This is a genomic window from Pseudomonas sp. lyk4-R2A-10 (assembly GCF_030209075.1).
Lineage (GTDB): Bacteria > Pseudomonadota > Gammaproteobacteria > Pseudomonadales > Pseudomonadaceae > Aquipseudomonas > Aquipseudomonas glycinae.
The window spans coordinates 161,837-184,138 of record NZ_JARVSR010000012.1 but is presented as its reverse complement, the minus strand read 5'-3'; the positions used below and the strand labels follow the sequence as shown (position 1 = coordinate 184,138).

Annotated in this window: 18 protein-coding genes and 1 riboswitch; of the genes, 15 read left to right on the top strand and 3 right to left on the bottom strand. The window is 61.7% G+C overall.

The features are described 5' to 3' along the window. Positions 1-31 precede the first annotated feature (31 nt). Together QRN46_RS21790 and waaA are read left to right on the top strand one after the other, a co-directional pair. Positions 32-934, top strand: coding sequence for a LysR family transcriptional regulator (locus QRN46_RS21790; protein ID WP_285357149.1), 903 nt, complete (start codon positions 32-34; stop codon positions 932-934). Between the two features lie 11 nt (positions 935-945). Then, a complete protein-coding gene (waaA, locus tag QRN46_RS21785; protein ID WP_011332155.1) occupies positions 946-2,226 on the top strand; it encodes a lipid IV(A) 3-deoxy-D-manno-octulosonic acid transferase in 1,281 nt (426 codons plus the stop codon). Between the two features lie 31 nt (positions 2,227-2,257). Here waaA and QRN46_RS21780 read toward each other — a convergent pair whose 3' ends face one another. Further along, positions 2,258-3,691 carry a TolC family outer membrane protein gene (locus QRN46_RS21780; RefSeq protein WP_011332156.1) on the bottom strand — a complete coding sequence of 478 codons (1,434 nt, stop codon included), beginning with the start codon at positions 3,689-3,691 and terminating at the stop codon, positions 2,258-2,260. A gap of 196 nt (positions 3,692-3,887) precedes the next feature. Then, a riboswitch (TPP riboswitch) is annotated at positions 3,888-3,993 on the top strand. Between the two features lie 147 nt (positions 3,994-4,140). Here QRN46_RS21780 and thiC point away from each other — a divergent pair. Then, on the top strand, positions 4,141-6,030 hold the full coding sequence (gene thiC, locus QRN46_RS21775) for a phosphomethylpyrimidine synthase ThiC (protein ID WP_108559280.1): 1,890 nt from the start codon (positions 4,141-4,143) through the stop codon (positions 6,028-6,030). 85 nt (positions 6,031-6,115) lie between these two features. After that, positions 6,116-7,408 (top strand): putative hydroxymethylpyrimidine transporter CytX, encoded by a 1,293-nt coding sequence (cytX, locus tag QRN46_RS21770; RefSeq protein ID WP_285357145.1) that lies wholly within the window; start codon positions 6,116-6,118, stop codon positions 7,406-7,408. On the opposite strand, the gene QRN46_RS21765 is transcribed toward cytX, so the two are convergent. Beyond that, positions 7,377-8,123: an RsiV family protein gene (locus QRN46_RS21765; protein WP_201817198.1), complete on the bottom strand. Its 747-nt coding sequence runs from the start codon at positions 8,121-8,123 to the stop codon at positions 7,377-7,379. The genes cytX and QRN46_RS21765 overlap by 32 nt on opposite strands. A 221-nt stretch (positions 8,124-8,344) precedes the next feature. Here QRN46_RS21765 and QRN46_RS21760 point away from each other — a divergent pair, with 221 nt between their 5' ends. The 10 genes from QRN46_RS21760 to QRN46_RS21715 all read left to right on the top strand — a co-directional run bounded on the left by QRN46_RS21760 (position 8,345) and on the right by QRN46_RS21715 (position 19,037). Continuing rightward, a complete protein-coding gene (locus QRN46_RS21760; RefSeq protein WP_011332160.1) occupies positions 8,345-8,962 on the top strand; it encodes an NUDIX domain-containing protein in 618 nt (205 codons plus the stop codon). Then, positions 8,953-9,405 carry a DUF1249 domain-containing protein gene (locus tag QRN46_RS21755; RefSeq protein WP_007952222.1) on the top strand — a complete coding sequence of 151 codons (453 nt, stop codon included), beginning with the start codon at positions 8,953-8,955 and terminating at the stop codon, positions 9,403-9,405. The genes QRN46_RS21760 and QRN46_RS21755 overlap by 10 nt, the downstream gene beginning before the upstream one ends. 105 nt (positions 9,406-9,510) lie before the next feature. Next, positions 9,511-10,326, top strand: coding sequence for a 3',5'-cyclic-AMP phosphodiesterase (gene cpdA / locus QRN46_RS21750; RefSeq protein ID WP_011332161.1), 816 nt, complete (start codon positions 9,511-9,513; stop codon positions 10,324-10,326). Between the two features lie 96 nt (positions 10,327-10,422). Continuing rightward, positions 10,423-11,031 (top strand): YqiA/YcfP family alpha/beta fold hydrolase, encoded by a 609-nt coding sequence (locus tag QRN46_RS21745; protein ID WP_064382909.1) that lies wholly within the window; start codon positions 10,423-10,425, stop codon positions 11,029-11,031. A gap of 42 nt (positions 11,032-11,073) precedes the next feature. After that, positions 11,074-12,981, top strand: coding sequence for a DNA topoisomerase IV subunit B (gene parE, locus QRN46_RS21740; RefSeq protein WP_011332163.1), 1,908 nt, complete (start codon positions 11,074-11,076; stop codon positions 12,979-12,981). After that, positions 12,981-13,970 carry an esterase-like activity of phytase family protein gene (locus tag QRN46_RS21735; protein ID WP_011332164.1) on the top strand — a complete coding sequence of 330 codons (990 nt, stop codon included), beginning with the start codon at positions 12,981-12,983 and terminating at the stop codon, positions 13,968-13,970. The genes parE and QRN46_RS21735 overlap by 1 nt, the downstream gene beginning before the upstream one ends. 324 nt (positions 13,971-14,294) lie before the next feature. After that, a complete protein-coding gene (locus tag QRN46_RS21730) occupies positions 14,295-15,302 on the top strand; it encodes an esterase-like activity of phytase family protein (protein ID WP_041475492.1) in 1,008 nt (335 codons plus the stop codon). After that, complete coding sequence (locus QRN46_RS21725) at positions 15,299-15,823, top strand: retropepsin-like aspartic protease family protein (RefSeq protein WP_007952204.1); 525 nt, start codon at positions 15,299-15,301, stop codon at positions 15,821-15,823. The genes QRN46_RS21730 and QRN46_RS21725 overlap by 4 nt, the downstream gene beginning before the upstream one ends. A 7-nt stretch (positions 15,824-15,830) precedes the next feature. Beyond that, the gene (gene parC, locus QRN46_RS21720) at positions 15,831-18,095 is read left to right on the top strand and encodes a DNA topoisomerase IV subunit A (RefSeq protein ID WP_011332166.1); all 2,265 of its coding nucleotides are present in this window, start codon (positions 15,831-15,833) and stop codon (positions 18,093-18,095) included. 231 nt (positions 18,096-18,326) lie between these two features. Then, positions 18,327-19,037 carry a PqiC family protein gene (locus QRN46_RS21715; protein WP_041475125.1) on the top strand — a complete coding sequence of 237 codons (711 nt, stop codon included), beginning with the start codon at positions 18,327-18,329 and terminating at the stop codon, positions 19,035-19,037. A gap of 376 nt (positions 19,038-19,413) precedes the next feature. Here the strand turns inward: QRN46_RS21715 and QRN46_RS21710 are convergent, their stop codons facing one another. After that, positions 19,414-20,928: an AhpA/YtjB family protein gene (locus tag QRN46_RS21710; RefSeq protein WP_011332168.1), complete on the bottom strand. Its 1,515-nt coding sequence runs from the start codon at positions 20,926-20,928 to the stop codon at positions 19,414-19,416. 134 nt (positions 20,929-21,062) lie between these two features. Between QRN46_RS21710 and serB the strand changes: the two genes are divergently transcribed. Beyond that, positions 21,063-22,277 (top strand): phosphoserine phosphatase SerB, encoded by a 1,215-nt coding sequence (serB, locus tag QRN46_RS21705; RefSeq protein WP_285357134.1) that lies wholly within the window; start codon positions 21,063-21,065, stop codon positions 22,275-22,277. Positions 22,278-22,302: the final 25 nt, after the last annotated feature.

Below are 22,302 nucleotides of genomic sequence, written 5' to 3'. Positions count from 1 at the left end.
TTACCTATCTGTTTACAAGATGGGTTGGCCGATGAGCATGCAGTGGAATCTGGAGCAATTGCGGGTGTTCGTCGAGGTGGCCGAACAGCGTTCGTTCTCCGCCGTGGCGCGGCAGCAACGCAAGGCACAGTCGGCGATCAGCAGCGCGATTGCCGTGCTCGAGGACGATCTCGGCGTGAGTCTGTTCGAGCGTAGCAGCGGCCGCCAGCCGAGTCTTACCGAAGCGGGGGAGGCGTTGCTGGAAGAGGCGCGGGAAGTGTTGCGCCAATGCGAGCGCCTGAACGGCCGGGCCGTGGCCATGATGCGCGGGCAGGAAGCGCAATTGCGGGTGGCCCAGGACGAGGCGATGCCCTATCAGGCGCTGGTGGAAAGTTTCGGCGCCCTGGCCGAGCAGTTTCCCAGTCTTGAAGTCCAGTTGACCAGCGCCGCCCAGGGCGAGGTTTCGCGCAAGCTAGTGGAGCGCCGGGCCGATCTCGGGTTGTTGTTCTATCACGATGAAATCCCTGAAGCGCTGGAGCGCCGGGTGCTGGGCAGTGTGGAAATGGTCACAGTCTGCGGCGTCAACCATCCCTTGGCATCGCAGGCTTACGTCACCTGCCAGCAACTGGCTCAGCATCGGCAGTTGTTGATGTCGACCCAGACCAGCATTTATCCCGGCAACGAACCGGCCAGTCCGCAGGTGTGGCGCGCTGACAGCTTCTATGTGATGGCCGAATGGCTGGTGCGCGATCTCGGCTGGGCCTGGCTGCCGCGTCACGTGGTGCAGTACTCGGCGTATCAGGGGCTGATGGTGGAGCTCGACAGCGAATGGACGCCGCCGGCGCTGGTGGTGGAACTGGTCTGGCGCCGCGACGAACCGCTTGGCCCGGCCGCTCGCTGGCTGGCGGAGCGATTTGCCATACACCTGCGGGCGATCGGCGGCAAAAGCCGATAAACTCCGCCGCCATGAATAGAACTCTCTACACCGCGCTGTTTTACCTGGGGCTGCCATTGGTGGCGATTCGGCTGTGGCTGCGTTCGCGCAAGGCGCCGGCGTATGCCGAGCGGATTGGCGAACGTTTCTCCTGTGGCATGCCGGCCCTGCAACCGGGCGGCATCTGGGTTCACGCCGTGTCGGTGGGCGAAAGCATCGCCGCCGCGCCGATGATTCGTGCACTGCTGCAACGTTATCCACAGCTGCCGATCACCGTGACTTGCATGACGCCGACCGGTTCGGAACGCATCCTGGCGATGTTCGCCAACGAGCCGCGCATCCAGCATTGCTACCTGCCTTACGATTTGCCCTGCGCGGCGGCGCGTTTTCTGGATCGCGTGCAGCCGAAACTGGCAGTGATCATGGAAACCGAACTCTGGCCGAACCACATCCACCAGTGCGCCAAGCGCGGGATTCCGGTGGCGTTGGCCAACGGGCGGCTGTCCGAGCGTTCGGCCAAGGGCTATGGCCGGTTCAGCAAACTGACCGCGCCGATGCTCGCCGAAATGAGCCTGTTCGCCGTGCAGACCGAGGCCGAAGCACAGCGCTTTCGCGATCTCGGTGCGCGCCCGGAGACAGTCGAAGTCACCGGCTCGATCAAGTTCGACCTGACCATCGACCCGCAACTGCTGCAACGTGCCCATGAATTGCGCGGCCAATGGCAGGCGCTGGAGCGTCCGGTGTGGATCGCCGCCAGCACCCATGAAGGCGAAGACGAAGTGGTGCTGAGCGCTCACCGTCGTTTGCTGGCCAACCATCCCGATGCGCTGCTGATTCTGGTGCCGCGCCATCCGGAGCGTTTCAACTCGGTGTTCGAGTTGTGCCAGCGTGAAGGTTTTGCCACGGTGCGTCGTTCCACTGGCGCGAGCGTCGATGCGCAGACTTCGGTGCTGCTCGGCGACACCATGGGTGAGCTGCTGTTTCTCTACGCATTGGCCGACAGCGCGTTCGTCGGCGGCAGTCTGGTGCCCAACGGCGGACACAATCTGCTGGAACCGGCAGCCTTGGCGAAACCGGTGATCAGCGGGCCGCACCTGTTCAACTTCCTCGACATCGCCGCGCAACTGCGCAGCGCAGGAGCCTTGGCCGAGGTTGACGACGCCGAAGGTCTGGCCACAGAGGTGCAGCGCCTGTTCGAATTGCCCCGCGACGCACAGCGCATGGCCGACGCCGGGCTGAGCGTGATGCGCCGCAATCAGGGCGCGTTGCAGCGCTTGCTCGATGGACTGGGAAGGTTGATCGACCGCCCATAAAAAAACGCAGCCTCAGGGCTGCGTTTCTTGTTTAAGGCCGGGCCTTGAGCTGGGCTTCGGCAGCCTTGGCCAGATCCGGCGGCAGGAAATCCTTGTCCGGGTTGTAGTCGGCCTTCAGGTAGCGGGTCAGATCCTGCAAGTCACCCGGGTTCAACGTCCCCGCCGCCTGCTTCAAGCGCAGATTGTCGAGGATGTAGTCGTAGCGGGTGTTGTTGTAGTTGCGCACCGAGGTGTACAGCTGACGCTGGGCGTCGAGCACGTCGACGATGTTGCGCGTCCCCACCTGATAACCGATTTCCGTGGCTTCCACCGCACTCTGGTTGGAGATGATCGACTGGCGGCGCGCCTGCACCTGCTCGACGTCGGTGTTCACCGCGCGGTGCAGGTTGCGGGTGTTCTCGACCACTTGCCGACGCAGGCCTTCACGCTGCTGTTCGGTCTGGTCCAGCCGTGAGTAGGACTCGCGCACCTGGGAGCTGGTCAATCCGCCACTGTAGATCGGAATGTTCAGTTGCAGGCCCACGGTGCTCTGCTCGACATTGCCACTGTACGGCGTACCGAACGCATTCGGGTTGGAGAAACCCAGGGCGTCGTTGTCGCCCTTTTCGTATTTGGCCACGGCGTCGAGGGTCGGCAGGTGGCCGGCCTTGCGCTGTTTCAGGGTCTGTTCGGCGGAGCTGACCGCATAGTTGCTGGCCAGCAGATTGAGGTTCTGTTTCGCGGCGGTATCGACCCAGGCCTTGGCGTCGTTCGGTGCCGGCGGCAGGATCGGCAGGGTGTGGACGATGCCCTGGATCGAGTTGTACTGGCGGTTGGTCAGGGTGATCAGCGCTTCGAACGCATCATCGACCTGACGCTGGGCGACGATCCGGTTGGCGCGTGCGGTGTCGTAACTGGCTTGCGATTGCAGCACGTCGGTCTTGTCCGACAGGCCCACATCGAAGCGCTCGTTGGACTGATCGAGCTGGCGCTTGAACGCGGCTTCCTCGGCTTTGGTCGAGGCCAGGTTGTCCTGGCTGCGCAGCACGTTGAAATAGCTTTCGGCGGTTTGCAGGATCAGGTTCTGCTCGGTGGCCGAGAGTTGCAGCGCGGCCTGCTCGTTGACGTCCTTGGCGGCCTGGTACTGGAACCAGCGGTCGGCGCGGAACAGCGGCTGCGCCAGCGTCGCCTGATAGGAGTGCGCGCTGCGGTTGGCGATGGCCGAGGGCTGGTCGATCGACGTGCGTACGTTGGCGACTTCAGCGCCGCCGGACAGGTTCGGCAGCAACCCGGCGCGGGCCTGGGGCACGACTTCTTTCTGCGCACCGTACTGGGCGCGGGCGGCGGCCAGGTCGGCGTTGTTGTCGACCGCTTCCTGATAGACGCTGACCAGATCAGTCTTGGTCGATAAAGGCGCTTCTGCTGCCCAGACCGTTGTGGTGGACGCACAAGACACGGCAACAGCCAGTGAGAGTTTGCGCAGCATGAGGCGATCCCTAGCATGAATATTATGGAAATAATCCGGGCGCCAAAGGTAAGGCGCGGCCCATGCAGCGTCAAGGCGCAGCATGGCGTAGCGAGTGTAGTTGCGCCAGCAGCAGGCAACAATCTGCCAATTGCGCCATTCATCATGGTGTTTGCCGCGGTGTTGGCGTTCTTTGCCGGTTGTGTCTAGACTGGCCGGGTTCTTGTCGGGGTGCCTTGCTATGAGGCTGAGATCGAATAATTTCGGATCCCGTTGAACCTGATCAGGTTAGCGCCTGCGTAGGGAACAAGATTTCTCGTCACCCGGCGAGTCCTCTTGTGCTTCGTCCGGGAAATTGTTCGACAATCGAACGATCGACGACGATGCACAGCACCCGTTCTGGGTGCGTCCGTGCCTTTCAGGTTCTGCTCCGACAATCCACTGCCTGGATGCTGTCTGGAGAGCCCGTGATGACTACAAAATCTAAAAATGCGATCAACCTGAGTGACTCGGCCAAGGTCGACGAGCAGTCGGTCCAACCGTTCACCCGTTCGCAAAAAGTCTACGTTCAGGGCTCCCGCCCGGACATCCGCGTGCCGATGCGCGAAATCACCCTCGATGTGACCCCGACCGACTTTGGCGGCGAAATCAATGCGCCGGTCACCGTCTACGACACCTCGGGCCCGTACACCGATCCGAACGTGGTGATCGACGTGCGCAAAGGTCTGGGCGACGTGCGTTCGGCGTGGATCGACGACCGTGGCGACACCGAGCGTCTGCCAGGCCTGAGTTCCAACTTCGGCCAGGAACGCCTCGCCGACCCAGAGCTGACCAAACTGCGTTTTGCCCACGTCAACAACCCGCGCCGGGCCAAGGCCGGGGCCAACGTCAGCCAGATGCACTACGCGCGCAAAGGCATCATCACCGCCGAGATGGAATACGTCGCCATCCGCGAAAACATGAAGCTGCAAGAGGCCCGCGCCGCCGGCCTGTTGAAGCAGCAACATGCCGGCCACAGCTTCGGCGCGAGCATCCCGAAAGAAATCACCCCTGAATTCGTGCGCGAAGAAATCGCCCGCGGCCGCGCGATCATCCCGGCCAACATCAACCACGTCGAACTGGAACCGATGATCATCGGTCGCAACTTCCTGGTGAAGATCAACGGCAACATCGGCAACAGCGCGCTGGGTTCGTCCATCGAAGAAGAAGTGGCGAAACTGACCTGGGGCATTCGCTGGGGCTCGGACACGGTGATGGACTTGTCCACCGGCAAGCACATCCACGAAACCCGCGAGTGGATCATCCGCAACTCGCCAGTGCCGATCGGTACGGTGCCGATCTATCAGGCGCTGGAAAAAGTGAATGGCGTCGCCGAAGACCTGACCTGGGAGCTGTTCCGCGACACGCTGATCGAGCAGGCCGAGCAGGGCGTCGACTACTTCACCATCCACGCCGGCGTGCTGCTGCGCTACGTGCCGCTGACCGCCAAACGCGTGACCGGCATCGTGTCCCGTGGCGGTTCGATCATGGCCAAGTGGTGCCTGGCGCACCACAAAGAGAACTTCCTCTACACCCACTTCGACGAAATCTGCGAAATCATGAAGGCCTACGACGTCAGCTTCTCGCTGGGCGACGGCCTGCGTCCGGGCTCGATTGCCGACGCCAACGACGAAGCGCAATTCGGCGAACTGGAAACCCTCGGCGAGCTGACCAAGATCGCCTGGAAGCACGACGTGCAATGCATGATCGAAGGCCCGGGCCACGTGCCGATGCAGTTGATCAAAGAGAATATGGACAAGCAGTTGGAGTGCTGCGACGAGGCGCCGTTCTACACCCTTGGCCCGCTGACCACCGACATCGCACCGGGTTACGACCACATCACTTCCGGTATCGGTGCGGCGATGATCGGCTGGTTCGGTTGCGCCATGCTCTGCTACGTGACGCCGAAGGAGCACCTGGGTCTGCCGAACAAGGATGACGTGAAGACCGGGATCATCACCTACAAGATTGCCGCTCATGCGGCGGATTTGGCCAAAGGGCACCCGGGCGCGCAGATCCGCGACAACGCCTTGAGCAAGGCGCGGTTTGAATTCCGTTGGGAAGACCAGTTCAACCTCGGTCTGGATCCGGACACCGCCCGTTCGTATCACGATGAAACCCTGCCGAAGGACTCGGCGAAGGTCGCGCATTTCTGTTCGATGTGCGGGCCGAAATTCTGCTCGATGAAGATCACTCAGGAAGTCCGCGAATACGCGGCCAACCAGCGGATCGACGCGGTCGACGTGGACGTCGCCCAGGGCCTGGCGGAACAGGCCGAGCGGTTCAGGAAGGAAGGCAGTCAGCTGTACAAGAAAGTTTGATCCCGCGCTGATCGTTCCCAAGCTCTGCGTGGGAACGATCACAACGGGTCAGCACAACAACAAATGTCCCTCTGAGATAACACCCTTGAGCATTCAACCCGGTACTTATTCCCCCGACCTCGCCGTGCCCGCCAGCCAGCGAGTATTCGGCGGTCGCGATCTGTTTTCCCTATGGTTCTCCCTCGGCATCGGCCTGATGGTGTTGCAGACCGGTGCATTGCTGGCGCCGGGGCTGGGCCTGTCGGGATCGCTGCTGGCGATTTTCCTCGGCACCCTGGTCGGCGTCCTGTTGCTGGCCGCCGTTGGCGTGATCGGCAGCGACACCGGCCTGTCGTCGATGGCCGCGCTGAAACTCAGCCTCGGCAGCAAAGGTGCGAGCCTGCCGGCGCTGCTCAACCTGCTGCAACTGATCGGATGGGGCTCGTTCGAAATTATCGTCATGCGCGACGCCGCCAGTCTGCTCGGCACCCGTGCGTTCAGCGAAGGTTCGCTGTGGGCCAGTCCGATGCTGTGGACGTTGTGCTTCGGTGCGCTGGCGACCTTGCTCGCGATCAGCGGGCCGTTGACGTTCGTGCGCAAGATCCTGCGCAAGTGGGGCATCTGGCTGATTCTGGCCGCGTGCATCTGGCTGACCTGGAACCTCTTCGCCAAGGCTGATCTCGCCGCCTTGTGGGCACAGGCCGGGGATGGCTCGATGTCACTCGCCGTGGGCTTCGACATTGCGATTGCGATGCCGCTGTCGTGGCTGCCGCTGATCGCCGACTACTCGCGTTTCGGCAAGCGGGCCAAGAACGTGTTCGGCGGTACGGCGATCGGTTTCTTCATCGGCAACTTCTGGCTGATGAGCCTCGGCGTGGCGTACACCCTAGCCTTTGCGCCGAGCGGTGAGGTCAACGCGCTGCTGCTGGCACTGGCCGGCGCAGGTCTGGGCATTCCGCTGTTGCTGATTCTGCTGGACGAGTCGGAAAACGCTTTCGCCGACATTCACTCGGCGGCGGTTTCCAGCGGGATTCTGTTGCGTCTGAAAGTCGAGCATCTGGCGCTGGCCATCGGTGTGATCTGCACCCTGATCGCCTTGCTCGCGCCATTGGCGCAATACCAGAACTTCCTGCTGCTGATCGGTTCGGTGTTTGCGCCGCTGTTCGGCGTGGTGCTGGTAGATCACTTCATCCTGCGCAAGCGCAGTGCCCAAGTGGCGTCGGCCGCGTTGCGCTGGCCGGCACTATTGGCCTGGTTGGGTGGCATCAGCACCTATCACTTGCTGGCCAATCTGTATCCGGATGTCGGCGCGACCCTGCCGGCGCTGGTGCTGGCAGGGCTGCTGCAACTGGTGCTCGGCCGGGCTTTCAGTTACGGCCGGGAAACAGCTCGGGCTTGAGAATGCCGTTCAGGCGCGGGTAAGGGATCTTCAGTTCGACGTGGCCCAGCGCATAAGGCGCGATAGTGGTCACGTCGTACTTGAGGATCACACCGCCGTAGGTCAGCGCCACGTTCGGGGTTTTGACGAACGGCCAGCTCTTCACGAACTCCGGTTCCTGATCGAGCTTGGTGCTGATCAGCCAGCTGTTGTGCGCCACTTGCGCCGCTTTCCAGAACGCCTCTTCCTGACCCGGCAGCAGCATGTCCGCCAGGGTCAGCACCTTGTGCTGCTGACGCGAATAGTTGATGAAACCACGGCCAGGCGTACCGTGGGCACCGCCGGTGTCCAGGTAGCTCGACGTTTCGATGATCACCAGACCGTCATGCTGCTCGCGTACTTTCGCCTGCAAATAGCTGCTGTTGCGCGGGCCGGCGGTGGCCAGGAACTGCTCGCGATACGCTGCCAGCGTCGGCGCCACCGGGGCGTTCGGTGCGGTGCGGGTCATTTGCAGCAGGCGTTTTTCGATGATGCCGTCCAGCGCCGGTTCTGCCGGGAAGCGCAACGTATCGATGTTCACCAGTGGGCAGTCCTGGTTGGAGCAACCCGGTTTCAGCGTTTCCGAGGCGTCGCGGGTGGTTTCCAGCGGCGTGCGGTAGTTGGGCTGGAACAGGCTGGCGCAAGCGCCCAGAGTCAGGGCGATGGCGGCCACGGAGGCGATTTTGAAAAGCGACATGGGCGTCCTTTCTGAAGCAGGGGAAGGCAAAAAGTTACCGCTTCGACTCTCAACGAAGCGGTCAGTTCGCCACTAAGCTAATTAGAGTGGGTTTCGCCTCCACCGTCCATCCCGCTGACAGTAAAGGGGCTGCATCAAACATCACGGGCGCGTTAGGATGGCGCGAAGTCGAGGTCGCAGGTAAGGCGCCTCGTATTGGATTTGCAGTAAAGAGGATGCTCATGACCGATTTTGCCAAAGCCATTCCGACCGCCGTCGATATCGTGCGACGCGAACAGTGCTACAAGGGCTTCTACAAGCTCGACCGTCTGCACTTGCGCCACGAACTGTTCGCCGGTGGCATGAGCCGCGAAATCAATCGTGAAGTGTTCGTGCGCCACGATGCCGTGTGCATGTTGCCCTACGATCCGCAGCGCGATGAAGTGGTGCTGATCGAGCAGTTTCGCGTCGGTGCTCTGGGCAAGACGGACAACCCGTGGCTGGTGGAGCTGGTCGCCGGTCTGATCGACAAGGACGAACAGCCGGAAGAAGTTGCTCACCGCGAGGCACAGGAGGAAGCTGGGCTGGACATCAAGGCCCTGTGGCCGATGACCAAATACTTTCCGTCGCCGGGCGGCAGCAACGAATTCGTACATTTGTACCTGGGGCGTTGCAGCACCGAAGGCGCTGGCGGCCTGCATGGGCTGGAGGAAGAAGCCGAAGATATTCGCGTCACGGTCTGGGCTTTTGAAGATGCCCTGCAGGCCGTACGTGACGGACGGATTGCCAATGCGGCGAGCATCATCGCCTTGCAGTGGCTGGCGCTCAATCGCGCCGAAGTGAGGGGGCTATGGTCGTAAACAAGTTGCGCGATCGCTACCGCGTCGACCTCGTGGGCCTGCAAGCCGCCTGCGAGGCGAACTACGCGCGCCTGATGCGACTGTTGCCGGACATGCGCAGCGACCCCGAAGCGCGGCGCATCGCCGTGACCCAGGGCGACCAGATGCTCGGTGTGCTGACCCTGGAAGTGTTGCAGGCCTGTCCGTACACCACGACCCTGCAGGTGCGTCAGGAACACAGCCTGCCGTGGCTGCCGGTGCCGCAACTGGAAGTGCAGGTGTATCACGACGCGCGCATGGCCGAGGTGATCAGCGCCGAGCATGCGCGACGCTTTCGCGGCGTCTATCCTTACCCGAATGCGGCCATGCATCAGCCGGACGAGAAGGCCCAGCTCAATCTGTTCCTGGGTGAGTGGCTGAGTCATTGTCTGGCGTGCGGACACGAATACGCGGCAGTCCGATAACCAGCGCAAGTTGTGAACTGCGTCCGGTTCGCCGGTTTCTCTTTGTGCTGTCCCCCCGCATAATTGCCGCACCTATCCATTCCCGCGATCCCGGGGGAGAACGCCTTGCCGAGCGTATCGACTTTGACCACCGCCGACACGGCGTTGCTGGTGCAACTCTCTGACAGTCACCTGTTCGCCGAAGCGGATGGAACGCTGCTGGGCATGAACACCCGCGAGAGCCTGCAAAAAGTCATCGATCTGGTGCTCGAACAGCAACCGCGGATCGACCTGATCGTTGCCAGCGGCGACCTGTCCCAGGACGGTACGCTGGAGTCCTATCAGCTGTTTCGCCAAATGACGGCGCAGATCGATGCGCCGGCCCGCTGGATCCCCGGCAATCACGACGAACCGCAGATCATGGCGCGGGCGACGGTGAAGAGTGCACTGCTGGAGTCTGTGGTAGATGTCGGCAACTGGCGCGTGACCCTGCTCGATTCGGCAGTGCCCGGTTCGGTGCCGGGATATTTGCAGGATGACCAACTGCAATTGCTCGCCCGTTCCCTGAGCGAAGCGCCGGATCGCCATCATCTGGTGTGCTTCCACCACCATCCGGTGTCGATCGGTTGCGCCTGGATGGAGCCGATCGGCTTGCGCAATCCGGAAGCCTTTTTCGAGGTGCTCGACCGCTTCCCGCAGGCCCGCGCCGTGCTGTGGGGGCATGTGCATCAGGAAATCGACCGCGAGCGCAACGGTGTACGGCTGATCGCCTCGCCATCGACCTGCATCCAGTTCGAGCCGGGCAGTGAAGACTTCAAGGTCGGCGAGCAGGCACCGGGGTATCGCTGGTTGCGGCTGCTGCCGGATGGGCGGCTGGAGACCGGCGTGGAGCGTGTCACCGGTTTTGATTTTCAGGTGGATTACGGCTCCAACGGTTACTGATTGACGGGTGCAGCGCTGATTTCCTCGGGTGCTGGCCCAACACCCCCTGACTCCCTGTAAACTCCGCTTTCTTCAGCCGACGCCCAGGGAGCTCAAATGTCCGGTTCGATTCTCTATATCCATGGTTTCAACAGCGCGCCGGCCTCGAAGAAGGCCTGTCAGCTGGTCGAGGTGATGGAGCGGCTGGGTTTGAGCGATCAACTGCGTGTCCCGGCGCTGCATCACCACCCGCGCGAAGCCATCGGTCAGCTGGAGCAGGCAATCGCCGAACTCGGCCGGCCATTGCTGGTGGGAAGCTCGCTCGGCGGCTACTATGCGACTCACCTGGCCGAGCGCCATGGCCTGAAAGCCTTGCTGGTCAACCCGGCCGTCAGTCCACACCGGATGTTCGACGGATACCTGGGCACCCAGAAAAACCTGTACACCGACGAAACCTGGGAGCTGACCCACGACCACGTGACGGCCCTGGCCGAGCTGGAAGTGCCGGCGCCGCAGGATCCGCAGCGATATCAGGTATGGTTGCAGACCGGGGATGAAACGCTGGATTATCGCCTCGCCCAGCAGTATTACCGGGCCTGTGCCTTGCGCATTCAGGCCGGCGGCGACCATAGTTTCCAGGGATTTGTTACACAATTGCCGGCATTGCTCAGCTTTGCCGGGATTGGCGCCGATACCTATCAGGCAATCGATTTCACCGCACTGTGAAGTCTTGCCCCATTTTCATTGAATCACTGACGACGAGACCCTATGGCCACTCCCAGCGCTAGCTCCTATAACGCCGACGCCATCGAAGTCCTCTCGGGCCTCGACCCGGTGCGCAAACGCCCCGGCATGTACACCGACACCAGTCGGCCGAACCACCTTGCCCAGGAAGTCATCGACAACAGTGTCGACGAAGCCCTGGCCGGCCACGCCAAATCGATTCAGGTCATCCTCCACGCCGACCACTCGCTGGAAGTCTGCGACGACGGCCGTGGCATGCCGGTCGACATCCACCCGGAAGAGGGGGTGTCTGGCGTTGAACTGATCCTCACCAAGCTCCATGCGGGCGGCAAGTTTTCCAACAAGAACTACCAGTTCTCCGGCGGTCTGCACGGGGTGGGTATTTCCGTGGTCAACGCCTTGTCGACCCAGGTACGGGTGCGGGTCAAGCGTGACGGCAACGAATACGAAATGACCTTCGCCGACGGCTTCAAGGCCACCGATCTGCAAGTGATCGGCACCGTCGGCAAGCGCAATACCGGGACCAGCGTGTACTTCGCGCCGGACCCGAAATACTTTGACTCACCAAAATTCTCCATCAGCCGCCTCAAGCATGTGCTCAAGGCCAAGGCCGTTCTGTGCCCGGGGCTGCTGATCAGCTTCGAAGACAAAGGCACCGGCGAAAAGGTCGAGTGGCATTACGAGGATGGCTTGCGCTCCTATCTGGTGGACGCGGTCAGCGAATTCGAGCGTCTGCCGGATGCCCCGTTCTGCGGCAACCTGGCCGGCACCAAGGAAGCGGTCGAGTGGGCGCTGCTGTGGCTGCCGGAAGGCGGCACCTCGGTCACTGAAAGCTACGTCAACCTGATCCCGACGGAGCAGGGCGGCACCCACGTCAACGGTCTGCGTCAGGGCCTGCTCGATGCGATGCGCGAATTCTGCGAGTTCCGCAGCCTGCTGCCGCGCGGCGTGAAGCTGGCGCCGGAAGACGTCTGGGAGCGCATTGCTTTCGTCCTGTCGATGAAGATGCAGGAACCGCAATTCTCCGGCCAGACCAAAGAGCGCCTGTCATCCCGTGAAGCGGCGGCTTTCGTTTCCGGTGTGGTCAAGGACGCGTTCAGCCTGTGGCTCAACGCCAACCCGGAAACCGGTCTGGCCCTGGCAGAGCTGGCGATCAGCAACGCCGGCCGTCGTCTGAAGGCCAGCAAAAAAGTCGAGCGCAAACGCATCACCCAGGGACCGGCATTGCCGGGCAAACTGGCCGACTGTGCCGGGCAGGACCCGATGCGTTCCGAGCTGTTCCTGGTGGAAGGTGATTCCGCCGGCGGTTCGGCCAAACAGGCGCGGGACAAGGAGTTCCAGGCGATCCTGCCGTTGCGCGGCAAGATCCTCAACACCTGGGAAGTCGACGGCAGCGAAGTGCTGGCCAGCCAGGAAGTGCACAACATCGCGGTGGCCATCGGGGTCGATCCGGGCGCCGAGGACATGAGCCAGCTGCGCTACGGCAAGATTTGCATCCTCGCCGACGCCGACTCCGACGGCCTGCACATCGCGACCCTGCTCTGTGCCTTGTTCGTCCAGCATTTCCGCCCGCTGGTGGATGCCGGTCACGTCTATGTCGCGATGCCGCCGTTGTACCGCATCGACCTGGGCAAAGAGATCTACTACGCCCTCGACGAAGCCGAGCGCGACGGGATCCTCGACCGTCTGGTCGCCGAGAAGAAACGCGGCAAGCCGCAGGTCACCCGATTCAAAGGCCTGGGTGAAATGAACCCGCCGCAACTGCGCGAAACCACCATGGACCCGAACACCCGGCGCCTGGTGCAGTTGACCCTCGGGGGCGACTTCGCCGAGACCTCGGAAATGATGGACATGCTGCTGGCGAAAAAACGCGCCGGCGACCGCAAGACCTGGCTCGAATCCAAGGGCAACCTCGCCGAGGTTCTGGCCTGATGCGGTTTGGCCGGGCCTTGGCGGGTGCGTTGCTGCTGGGTTCGATGACGGTGTCGGCGGAGCCTGCGCAAGAACTGCGCGTGCTCGCCGAACACCCGGTCGAAGGCATGCGTGGCGGCAACCTGTCGGGGCTGGCCTTGTGCGGCAATGACCTGTGGACCGTTTCGGATCGCGACGATGACCAGATTTATCGTCTCGATACTCGCGATCCCGTCTGGCAGGCGACTGCCGTGCGCATCGACCCGCCGCCAGTACCCGACAGCGGTTTGCCGTGGGGCATCAAGTCGCGGACCTGGGCGGCGTCGTTTGTTCGCGGCGGTGATCTGGATTTCGAAGGGATCACCTGCGACAGCGCCGGCAATCGCTACATTGTCAGCGAAGGCCACGCCGCCGTACTGCAAGTGCCGCCGCAGGGGCCGTCGTCGTGGCTGAAAATCTCGCCGATGATGGTTCGCGAAGCGCGGGCCAGTGGCATGTTGCTGCAATTCAACGCGATATTCGAAGGCCTGGCGATCAATCCGGCGGGCGATCAGATGTGGCTGGCCGCCGAGCGGCAAAGCCGTGGCTTGTTGCTGATCAAGCGCCAGCAGACGGTGTGGGATTGTGACGGTCGCTGCGTACTGCTCAGCGAAGGCGGGATGGAAATGCAACCGCCGCAGTTCCCGAAAGCCCGACCGGTCAATCGGGATTTTTCCGACGTGTCCCTGTTCGACGGCAAACTGTTTACCCTTGAGCGCAACGCCTACCAGATCTGTCGCCGTGATGCGCAGACGGCCAAGGTCGAGCTCTGCTGGTCGTATGCGGCCGAGCTGTTGCAGGCCAATCGGCGTTATTCGCAGAACTTCGGGTTGGAAGAGGCGCTGGTGGTCGATGCTCAAGGTGCCTGGATCGGCGTCGACAACAACTTCGGCCCGCGCGCCGATGGCGAGGTTCGCCCGATCATCTGGCGTTTCGCCGCGCCTGAGGGGGGCTGGAGCGCCAAGCCTTAGGTTTCGATCTTGCGTTGCTGATTGTTCGCGATCCGTAGCAGGACCGGAAAACCCTGTAATACTTTGGTCAGGAAAGATTGGCCTGTTACGGAATGACTGGCCGGGCGTTACCGCCGGACAGGCTTGTGATGCGCACGCTGATGATAAGAAGCGCTCAATGATTTACAGCTTTGCTGCACTGGCCAGTGGTTGAAGTCCTTGGCCTCAAGTGCAGGCAATGAAGCTCTGAAGCAATGCTGTCGAGACAGTAGTGAGGTCGTTGAATTCCGACATGTCGTGCAAGGCTCGGGGAAACTTGAAACGCCGACTGCGGGAGATTCAATGATGAAGCTCAATTATGTTGTTGCGGGTATTTTGTTCGTCTGTAGTTCACTGGTACTGGCCGCTGATCCGGAATTACTGATGCTTTCGGAGCATCCGGTAGATGGCATGCGTGCTGGTAATCTATCCGGCCTGGCCAGGTGCGGTGAGCAGTTGTGGACGATTTCGGATCGAGATGACGATCGCCTGTACAAGCTCGATACACGAGCCACGGTGTGGAAGGCCGAGGCTGTTTTGATTAATGTTCCACCAGCGCCTGACGATGCCGGGCGGACTCTGGGCATGAAAACCCAGAGCTTTTTCAGGTCGCTTGCGGGTAATGGTGCGTTGGACTTTGAGGGGATCACCTGCGACTCTGCCCGGAATCTGTACGTGCTCAGCGAAACGTATTCAGCCATTCTCAAGGTCCCATCAAGTGGAGCCTCGGCCTGGTTTTTGACCATCTCGCCGAACATGCAGATAAAGGCGAGGGAAGCCGGGTTGTTGGCGCACGCCAATGCGCTGTTTGAAGGCTTGGTGATTACTGGCATCGCCAGTACTCAAATCTGGCTGGCAGCAGAGCGGCAAAAAAGAGGGTTGGTAAAAATCGAGCGGCGTATTACTCCGATTTATTACACATGGTATTGCGCTGTCGGTTGTGTGGTGATGACAGAGGGCGGGCTGGCGCCGCAACCGCCCCAATTCCCAGGCTCAAAATTAGTCGAGAAGGACTTTTCGGATATTGCTCTATTCAATAACAAGTTGTTTCTGCTGGATCGCAATGCTTTCAAAATCTGTCGGCATGAAATGTTGACGGGCAAGCAGGAGCGTTGCTGGTCATTCGCTGCGGATGCACTGGTTCCGAGCCGTCAATACGACGCCGAACACGGAATGGCCGAAGCGTTGCTGGTCGATGCGCAAGGCGCGTGGATCGGCGTCGACAACAACTCGGCAACCCGTGCCGATGGCGAGTCTCGGCCGATTGTGTGGCGTTTTGCTGCCCCTGCGGGCGGCTGGGATGCGAGCCCTTGAGTCAGCAACCACCAGGCAAGCGCGCCGGTCGGGTGTTGATGATTCTGGCGTGGTGCGCGGCGCTGTTTCTGGCCACGCGGTTTTTTGGACAGTGGGAAGAACGCCAGCGTAATCCCAATGTGGAAGTGGCTTCGCAGCAGGGCAACGGCTTTATCGAAGTGAAATTGATCGGCAACGCCCAGGGACATTTTGTCGCCAGCGGCCTGATCAACGGTCGGCCGGTGGAGTTCATGCTCGACACCGGCGCGACCGATGTGGCAATCCCGGCCGAGGTGGCGAAAAACCTCAGGCTGGAAGAAGGTTTCGGTGTGACCCTGAGCACGGCCAATGGCCTGAGCCAGGGCTATCGCACCCGAATCGACCGCCTGCAACTCGGCGACATCGTGCTGCGGGACGTCCGCGCACTGGTGGCGCCGGGGCTGCATGGCGATCAGGTGCTGCTCGGCATGAGCGCCCTGAACAAACTTGAATTTACTCAGCGCGGCGGCACCATGCTGCTGCGCCAGACAACGAACCGATGAGGCCCGCATGAGCGACAACCTTGCAGACAGCTTAGATGGCGTAGAACGCCGGTCGCTGGCTGACTTCACCGAAAATGCCTACCTCAACTACTCCATGTACGTGATCATGGACCGTGCCCTGCCGCATATCGGCGACGGTCTGAAACCGGTACAGCGGCGTATCGTCTACGCCATGAGCGAGCTGGGGCTGGACGCCGATTCCAAGCACAAGAAGTCGGCGCGTACCGTCGGCGACGTGCTCGGCAAGTTCCACCCGCACGGCGATTCGGCGTGCTACGAAGCGATGGTGTTGATGGCCCAGCCGTTCAGCTATCGCTACACGCTGGTGGACGGTCAGGGTAACTGGGGTGCGCCGGACGATCCGAAGTCCTTCGCCGCCATGCGTTACACCGAAGCGCGGCTGTCGCGTTATTCCGAAGTACTGCTCAGCGAACTGGGCCAGGGCACCGCAGACTGGGGCCCGAACTTCGACGGCACCCTGCAGGAGCCGTTGGTGTTGCCGGCACGTTTGCCGAACATCCTGCTCAACGGCACCACCGGCATCGCCGTTGGTATGGCCACCGACGTACCGCCGCACAACCTGCGCGAAGTCGCCACCGCGTGCGTGCGCCTGCTCGATGAGCCGAAAGCTACGGTTGAACAGCTCTGCGAGCACATTCAGGGCCCGGACTATCCGACCGAAGCGGAAATCATCACGCCGCGCGCAGACCTGCTGAAAATGTACGAAACCGGCAAGGGCTCGGTGCGCATGCGCGCCGTGTACCACGTCGAGGACGGCGACATCATCGTTACCGCGCTGCCGCACCAGGTCTCCGGGGCCAAGGTACTGGAACAGATCGCCGCGCTGATGCAGGCCAAACCGTCGAAAGCGCCGCAGATCGCCGATCTTCGCGACGAATCCGACCACGAAAACCCGTGCCGCATCGTGATCATCCCGGTCAACAGCCGTGTCGATCACGAAGCACTGATGCAGCACCTGTTCGCCAGCACCGAGCTGGAGTCGACCTACCGGGTCAACGTCAACATCATCGGTCTGGACGGCAAGCCGCAGCTGAAAAACCTCCGTGCGTTGCTGGTGGAGTGGCTGGAATTCCGCGTGCTGACCGTGCGTCGCCGTCTGCAATTCCGACTCGACAAGGTCGAGCGTCGCCTGCACCTGTTGGACGGTTTGCTGATCGCCTACCTCAATCTGGATGAAGTGATTCATATCATCCGCACCGAGGAGCATCCGAAAGCCAAGCTGATCGAGCGTTTTGCCCTCAGCGAAATCCAGGCCGACTACATCCTCGACACCCGTCTGCGTCAGTTGGCGCGACTGGAAGAGATGAAGCTGCGCGACGAGCAGGACGAACTGCTCAAGGAACAAGCCAAGCTGCAAGCCCTGCTGAGCAGCGAAGCCAAGCTGAAGAAGCTGGTTCGCAGCGAACTGCTGAAAGACGCCGAAACCTACGGCGATGACCGTCGGTCGCCAATCGTTGAACGTGCCGAAGCCAAGGCGTTGACCGAACACGATCTGCTGCCGAACGAGAAGGTTACCGTCGTACTGTCGGAAAAAGGCTGGATCCGTTCGGCCAAGGGCCACGAGATCGACGCCACTGGCCTGTCGTACAAGGCCGGAGACGGCTTCAAGACTTCGGCGGCGGGGCGTTCGAACCAGTCAGCCGTGGTCATCGACTCCACGGGCCGCAGTTACTCGCTGGCCACCCACACCCTGCCATCGGCACGGGGTCAGGGCGAGCCGTTGACCGGCCGTCTGACGCCACCGCCGGGCGCAACGTTCGAGTGTGTGCTGATGCCTGAGGAGGACTCGCTGTACGTGATCGCCTCCGACGCCGGTTACGGTTTTGTGGTGAAAGGTGAAGACCTGCAGGCCAAGAACAAGGCCGGCAAGGCCCTGTTGAGCCTGCCCAACAACGCCAAGGTGATCGCGCCGCGTCCGGTGGCCGATCGCGAGCACAACTGGCTGGCCTCGGTGACGACCGAGGGTCGCCTGCTGATCTTCAAGATCAGCGATCTGCCACAATTAGGAAAGGGCAAAGGCAACAAGATCATCGGTATTTCCGGTGAGCGTGTGGCCAGTCGCGAAGAATATGTCACGGACATCGCCGTTCTTCCGGAAGGCGCCACCTTGGTGCTGCAGGCCGGAAAACGCACCTTGTCGCTGAAAGCCGACGACCTCGAACACTACAAAGGTGAACGTGGTCGCCGTGGTAACAAACTGCCACGTGGCTTCCAGCGGGTGGATGCGCTGCTCGTCGAAAACCTCAATTAAGCGGCCAGGAAGCGTTCGTACTGTTTTCTCCTTCGGGGAAAATGACTGAGAACGCCTCTCTAGAGCGTCCGATCTACGATTTAACCCGTAGATCGGCGCTTTGGCGCTGGAGTCGGAACGCATATTCACGGATGATATGGCCTTTCCAAGCGCCGGCGTGGCCGAGCGTTCTTCATATTTGTTGAGTATTTTCACTGTGGTCAGCCTTGTGGCGGCCACCTGGACGGGATGATGACTTCTCTGCGCCCCCTTATTTTCCTGCTCGCCGGCGTTCTTGGCCTGGCGGGTTGCAGTGTTCACCAGCCGGTGTCGCTGTATCAGCTGGACAGCGGAAGTCCGGCTCAGCCTGCGCAAAGCGCGGGCATGGCAGTTTTGCTGGGCCCTGTAATCGTTGCCGATTACCTGCAACGTGAAACCCTGTTGCAGCGTCAGCCGGACGGCAGCCTGCAGGCCTCGGTCGATGGCCGCTGGGCCGGCAGCCTGTCTTCGGACATCGATCAGTTGCTTCTGCGTCAGGTTGCCGGGCATCTGGACAGTCAACGCGTAGTGCTGGCGCCAGCGACCCTGGGCTTCACCCCGGATGTGCAGGTGCTGTTGACCATCACTCGTCTGGATTCCGGTGCCAAGCAACCGGCGATTCTGGACGCGCAGTGGCGCCTGATCGACCGTCGTGGTCAGGTGCGGGACAACCGCATCGTGCATCTGCAGGAACAGCATGCCGGCACCACCGCCGCGCAGGTGCAGGCGCAGGGCGTGTTGTTGCAGCGTCTGGCCGAGCAGCTGTCGGTGGCGCTCAAGCCGTTGGCCAATCAGCCACCGGTTGCCGAAGCACCGCGCAAACCGGCACCGAAGCCGGCAGCACCGGCGGCGGAAGCCGAGAAACAGCCGAAGATCCCGATGGCTTCACCTATTCGTACGGATATGGAAGTGTTTCGCTTCTAAGGCTGGATCGAGTCAGAACAGAGCCCGCCTTGTGCGGGCTTTGTTGTTTCTGAGGTCGGAAGATCAAAAGCTACCCTCACCCCAGCCCTCTCCCGGAGGGAGAGGGAGCTGACCGAGGTGTCTGGCGTCATACGTCGACCTGAAAGATCCAAGCGATTATGGATTTTGCGCAGATTGGTCTTTCGATTATGGATTCGGCAAAGCACGTTCAGGTCGGTGTAGATCCCGAGTATCCCCCAATCGGTTCCCTCTCCCTATGGGAGAGGGCTAGGGTGAGGGGGGCTCCAAAGCCGGGCGCAATCACGAAAACACCACGCACAAAAAAGCCCACAGACAATCACTCGTCTGCGGGCTTCTTCACATCAAGGGCAGGGCCTCAGGCCCGACGCTCATGCATCCGCGCCAGTTGCCGCTCAAGCATCGACGGATAAGGCTCCATCAACCGCTCCACGCAGCAAGCCCCCTCAGGGCTGGCAATCGGCCGGATCCGTGCACGTTGGCGGATCAGCGCGTCGTCACCGATCTTGCGCTCCACCAGCAGCAGGTTGCGGCTGTGTTGCGACAGGGCCAGGGCGTCCTGGGCGGAATCGGTCAGCAACAAGTCGATCTGGCTCAGACCGAACAGTTCGTCACCAAGGGTCAGTCCCAGCTGCAATTGCAGGGTGATGCCGCTGTCGGCGACTTCGATCTGCAACTGGTGGCCCAGCGCCCGCAGCAGCTCGCCGCAGCAGATGGCATTGGTCAGGTAATCGTCGCCGCTGTCTTCGGTATGGAACAGCATCAGCGTGCTGCCGTCGTTCAGGGTTTCGATTTCGCCCTGATACAACGAGGCAGCCTGGTCCAGGCAATCGCGATAGCGATCCTGCAACTCTTCCAGGCGTGCACGCGGCAAACGGCGCAGTTGCTCCTGCGAGCCCAGTTGTACCGCCAGCACCGCCGTGTGTTGCGGCACGCTTGGGGTCGGTCGGCGCACCGCCGGTTGTGCAGCTTCGCTCAGCGACTCGTCACGCAGGTCGGCGAACGGGTCTTCGTCATCGTCGTCTTCAACGGTGCTGACCACATGGCGTGGCGCAGGCTTCTGCGCAGCCATCGGGCGGCTCTCGTCGAAGCTCGGATCACGCAGGTTGCGCACTTCGAATTCCGGCTCGATGTCGTCGTCCTCGAACTCGGGTTCCGGCTCGGGCTCCGGTTCAGCCGGCTCCGGGGCATAGTTGGCGTGCAACTGGCGGGCAAGATCGCCGATCTCGTCCTGACGCTCGATCCCCGGCGTGTATTCGTCGATCCGGCGCAGCCATACACGCAATTGCAGCAGCGGCGTGGAGATGTGTCGGCCCAGACGCAGGCTCAGGGCCAGGGACAGCGCCAGCAGGATCGCACTCAGAATGCCCATGCTTTGCAGGCTGATGGTCATCGGCTGCTGGAACTGATCCATGTCCAGGCTGATGCGCAGTTGCCCGGCGGTCACGTCCTGGAAGGTGATCTTGCTCTCGTACATGCCCTCGGCTTCGCCGAGCAGGCCGTGCTTGGGCCGCTGACCGGACTCGGCCAGGATGCGGTTGTCCACGCTGTAGATGGCGGCGTGGGCCACCAGCTTGTTCTTGGTCAGGTTGTTGAGCAGCACGTTGAGGCTGAGGATGTCGTTGGACACCAGCAGCTCGGTGGCGGAGGTGGCGGTCTGCGTGGTCAGGCTTTCGCCCAGCGCATCGGCCTGCTCGTGCATGGCCTGCTTGAACTGCAGGCCCATCACGCAGGCATAGATCACCAGGGCCAGAGCGACCAGGATCACGTTATGGCTGGCAATGCGCAATGCAATCGGTACACGGCGGTGGCGCAGTGCACGGAAGATCAGCAGAAAGAAGTTATCGGTTTTAACTGGCGTGGGCCGGTTCACTGAGCTCGGCTCTTTTGTCCGTGAAGTTGACGCGCAGTATAGCGACAGGCCCTAGACCGGCAAAGCGCTGGCGGTGCCCGATGGTCACTGAAAGTGGGTAGAATGCGGTTTTTTTCCAGTTGCGGGGGTGCGCGTTGCGCGAAATCGTCCTGATTAACATCACGGGAGTCGACCGTCCTGGTCTGACGGCGGCCATTACCGGTGTACTGGCCCAGGGTGGTGTGAATATCCTCGACATCGGTCAGGCGGTGATCCACGACATGCTGTCGTTCGGCATCCTCGTGGAAATTCCCGACTCCGAGCAAGGCAAGTCGGTGCTCAAGGACATCCTGTTCAAGGGCTATGAGCTCGACCAGCAGGTGCGCTTCACCCCGGTGTCCGAAGAGGATTACCAGCAATGGGTGGGCAATCAGGGCAAGAAACACCACATCGTTACCCTGCTGACCCGCAAGGTCACCGCCGGCCAGTTGCAGGCCGTGAGTTCGATCACCGCCAAATACGGCCTGAACATCGACCATATCGACCGTCTGTCGGGTCGCATGCCGCTGGACACCCCGGCTGACAAGGGCAAGGGTTGCATCGAGTTCTCCGTGCGTGGCGAAGCCGCCGATCCACAGGCCCTGCGCGCCGAGTTCCTCAGCGTGGCTCAGGAGCTGAACGTCGACATCGCCTTCCAGGAAGATTCGCTGTTCCGTCGCAACCGTCGTCTGGCGGTGTTCGACATGGACTCGACCCTGATCGAAGCCGAAGTCATCGACGAACTGGCCAAAGCCGCCGGCGTCGGCGATCAGGTTTCGCAAATCACCGAGCGGGCAATGGCCGGCGAGCTGGACTTCCGCGCCAGCTTCAAAGAGCGCCTGGCGCTGCTCAAGGGCCTGGATGTCAGCGTGCTCGATTCGATCGGCGCGTCGCTGCGCCTGACCGAAGGTGCCGAAACCCTGTTCGCCGAACTCAAGCGTCTGGGTTACAAGACTGCGATCCTGTCGGGCGGCTTCACCTACTTCGCCAAGCAATTGCAGGCCAAGCTCGGCATCGACTACGTGTTTGCCAACGAACTGGAAGTGGTCAACGGCAAGTGCACCGGCGTGGCGATCGAGCCGATCGTCGATGCCCAGCGCAAGGCCGATCTGCTGAAACAGCTGGCCGAAAAAGAAGGTTTGCGTCTGGAGCAGACCATCGCCGTGGGCGATGGCGCCAATGACCTGCCGATGCTGGCGATTGCCGGCCTGGGCGTGGCGTTCCGCGCCAAACCGCTGGTCAAGCAGTCGGCGAAGCAGGCAATATCGACCCTGGGGCTGGATGGCGTTCTGTACCTGCTGGGCTTCCGCGATCGCGACGGACAGCTCTGACGTCGGCGCAGGATCGCAGCCCTCG

Excerpts from the sequence above, each read along its gene's own strand:
- QRN46_RS21790 (WP_285357149.1), top strand. The coding sequence starts at position 32 with ATGAGCATGCAGTGGAATCTGGAGCAATTGCGGGTGTTCGTCGAGGTG.
- waaA (WP_011332155.1), top strand. The coding sequence starts at position 946 with ATGAATAGAACTCTCTACACCGCGCTGTTTTACCTGGGGCTGCCATTG.
- QRN46_RS21780 (WP_011332156.1), bottom strand. The coding sequence starts at position 3,691 with ATGCTGCGCAAACTCTCACTGGCTGTTGCCGTGTCTTGTGCGTCCACC.
- thiC (WP_108559280.1), top strand. The coding sequence starts at position 4,141 with ATGACTACAAAATCTAAAAATGCGATCAACCTGAGTGACTCGGCCAAG.
- QRN46_RS21765 (WP_201817198.1), bottom strand. The coding sequence starts at position 8,123 with ATGTCGCTTTTCAAAATCGCCTCCGTGGCCGCCATCGCCCTGACTCTG.
- QRN46_RS21760 (WP_011332160.1), top strand. The coding sequence starts at position 8,345 with ATGACCGATTTTGCCAAAGCCATTCCGACCGCCGTCGATATCGTGCGA.
- QRN46_RS21755 (WP_007952222.1), top strand. The coding sequence starts at position 8,953 with ATGGTCGTAAACAAGTTGCGCGATCGCTACCGCGTCGACCTCGTGGGC.
- QRN46_RS21745 (WP_064382909.1), top strand. The coding sequence starts at position 10,423 with ATGTCCGGTTCGATTCTCTATATCCATGGTTTCAACAGCGCGCCGGCC.
- parE (WP_011332163.1), top strand. The coding sequence starts at position 11,074 with ATGGCCACTCCCAGCGCTAGCTCCTATAACGCCGACGCCATCGAAGTC.
- QRN46_RS21735 (WP_011332164.1), top strand. The coding sequence starts at position 12,981 with ATGCGGTTTGGCCGGGCCTTGGCGGGTGCGTTGCTGCTGGGTTCGATG.
- QRN46_RS21730 (WP_041475492.1), top strand. The coding sequence starts at position 14,295 with ATGAAGCTCAATTATGTTGTTGCGGGTATTTTGTTCGTCTGTAGTTCA.
- parC (WP_011332166.1), top strand. The coding sequence starts at position 15,831 with ATGAGCGACAACCTTGCAGACAGCTTAGATGGCGTAGAACGCCGGTCG.
- QRN46_RS21715 (WP_041475125.1), top strand. The coding sequence starts at position 18,327 with ATGACTTCTCTGCGCCCCCTTATTTTCCTGCTCGCCGGCGTTCTTGGC.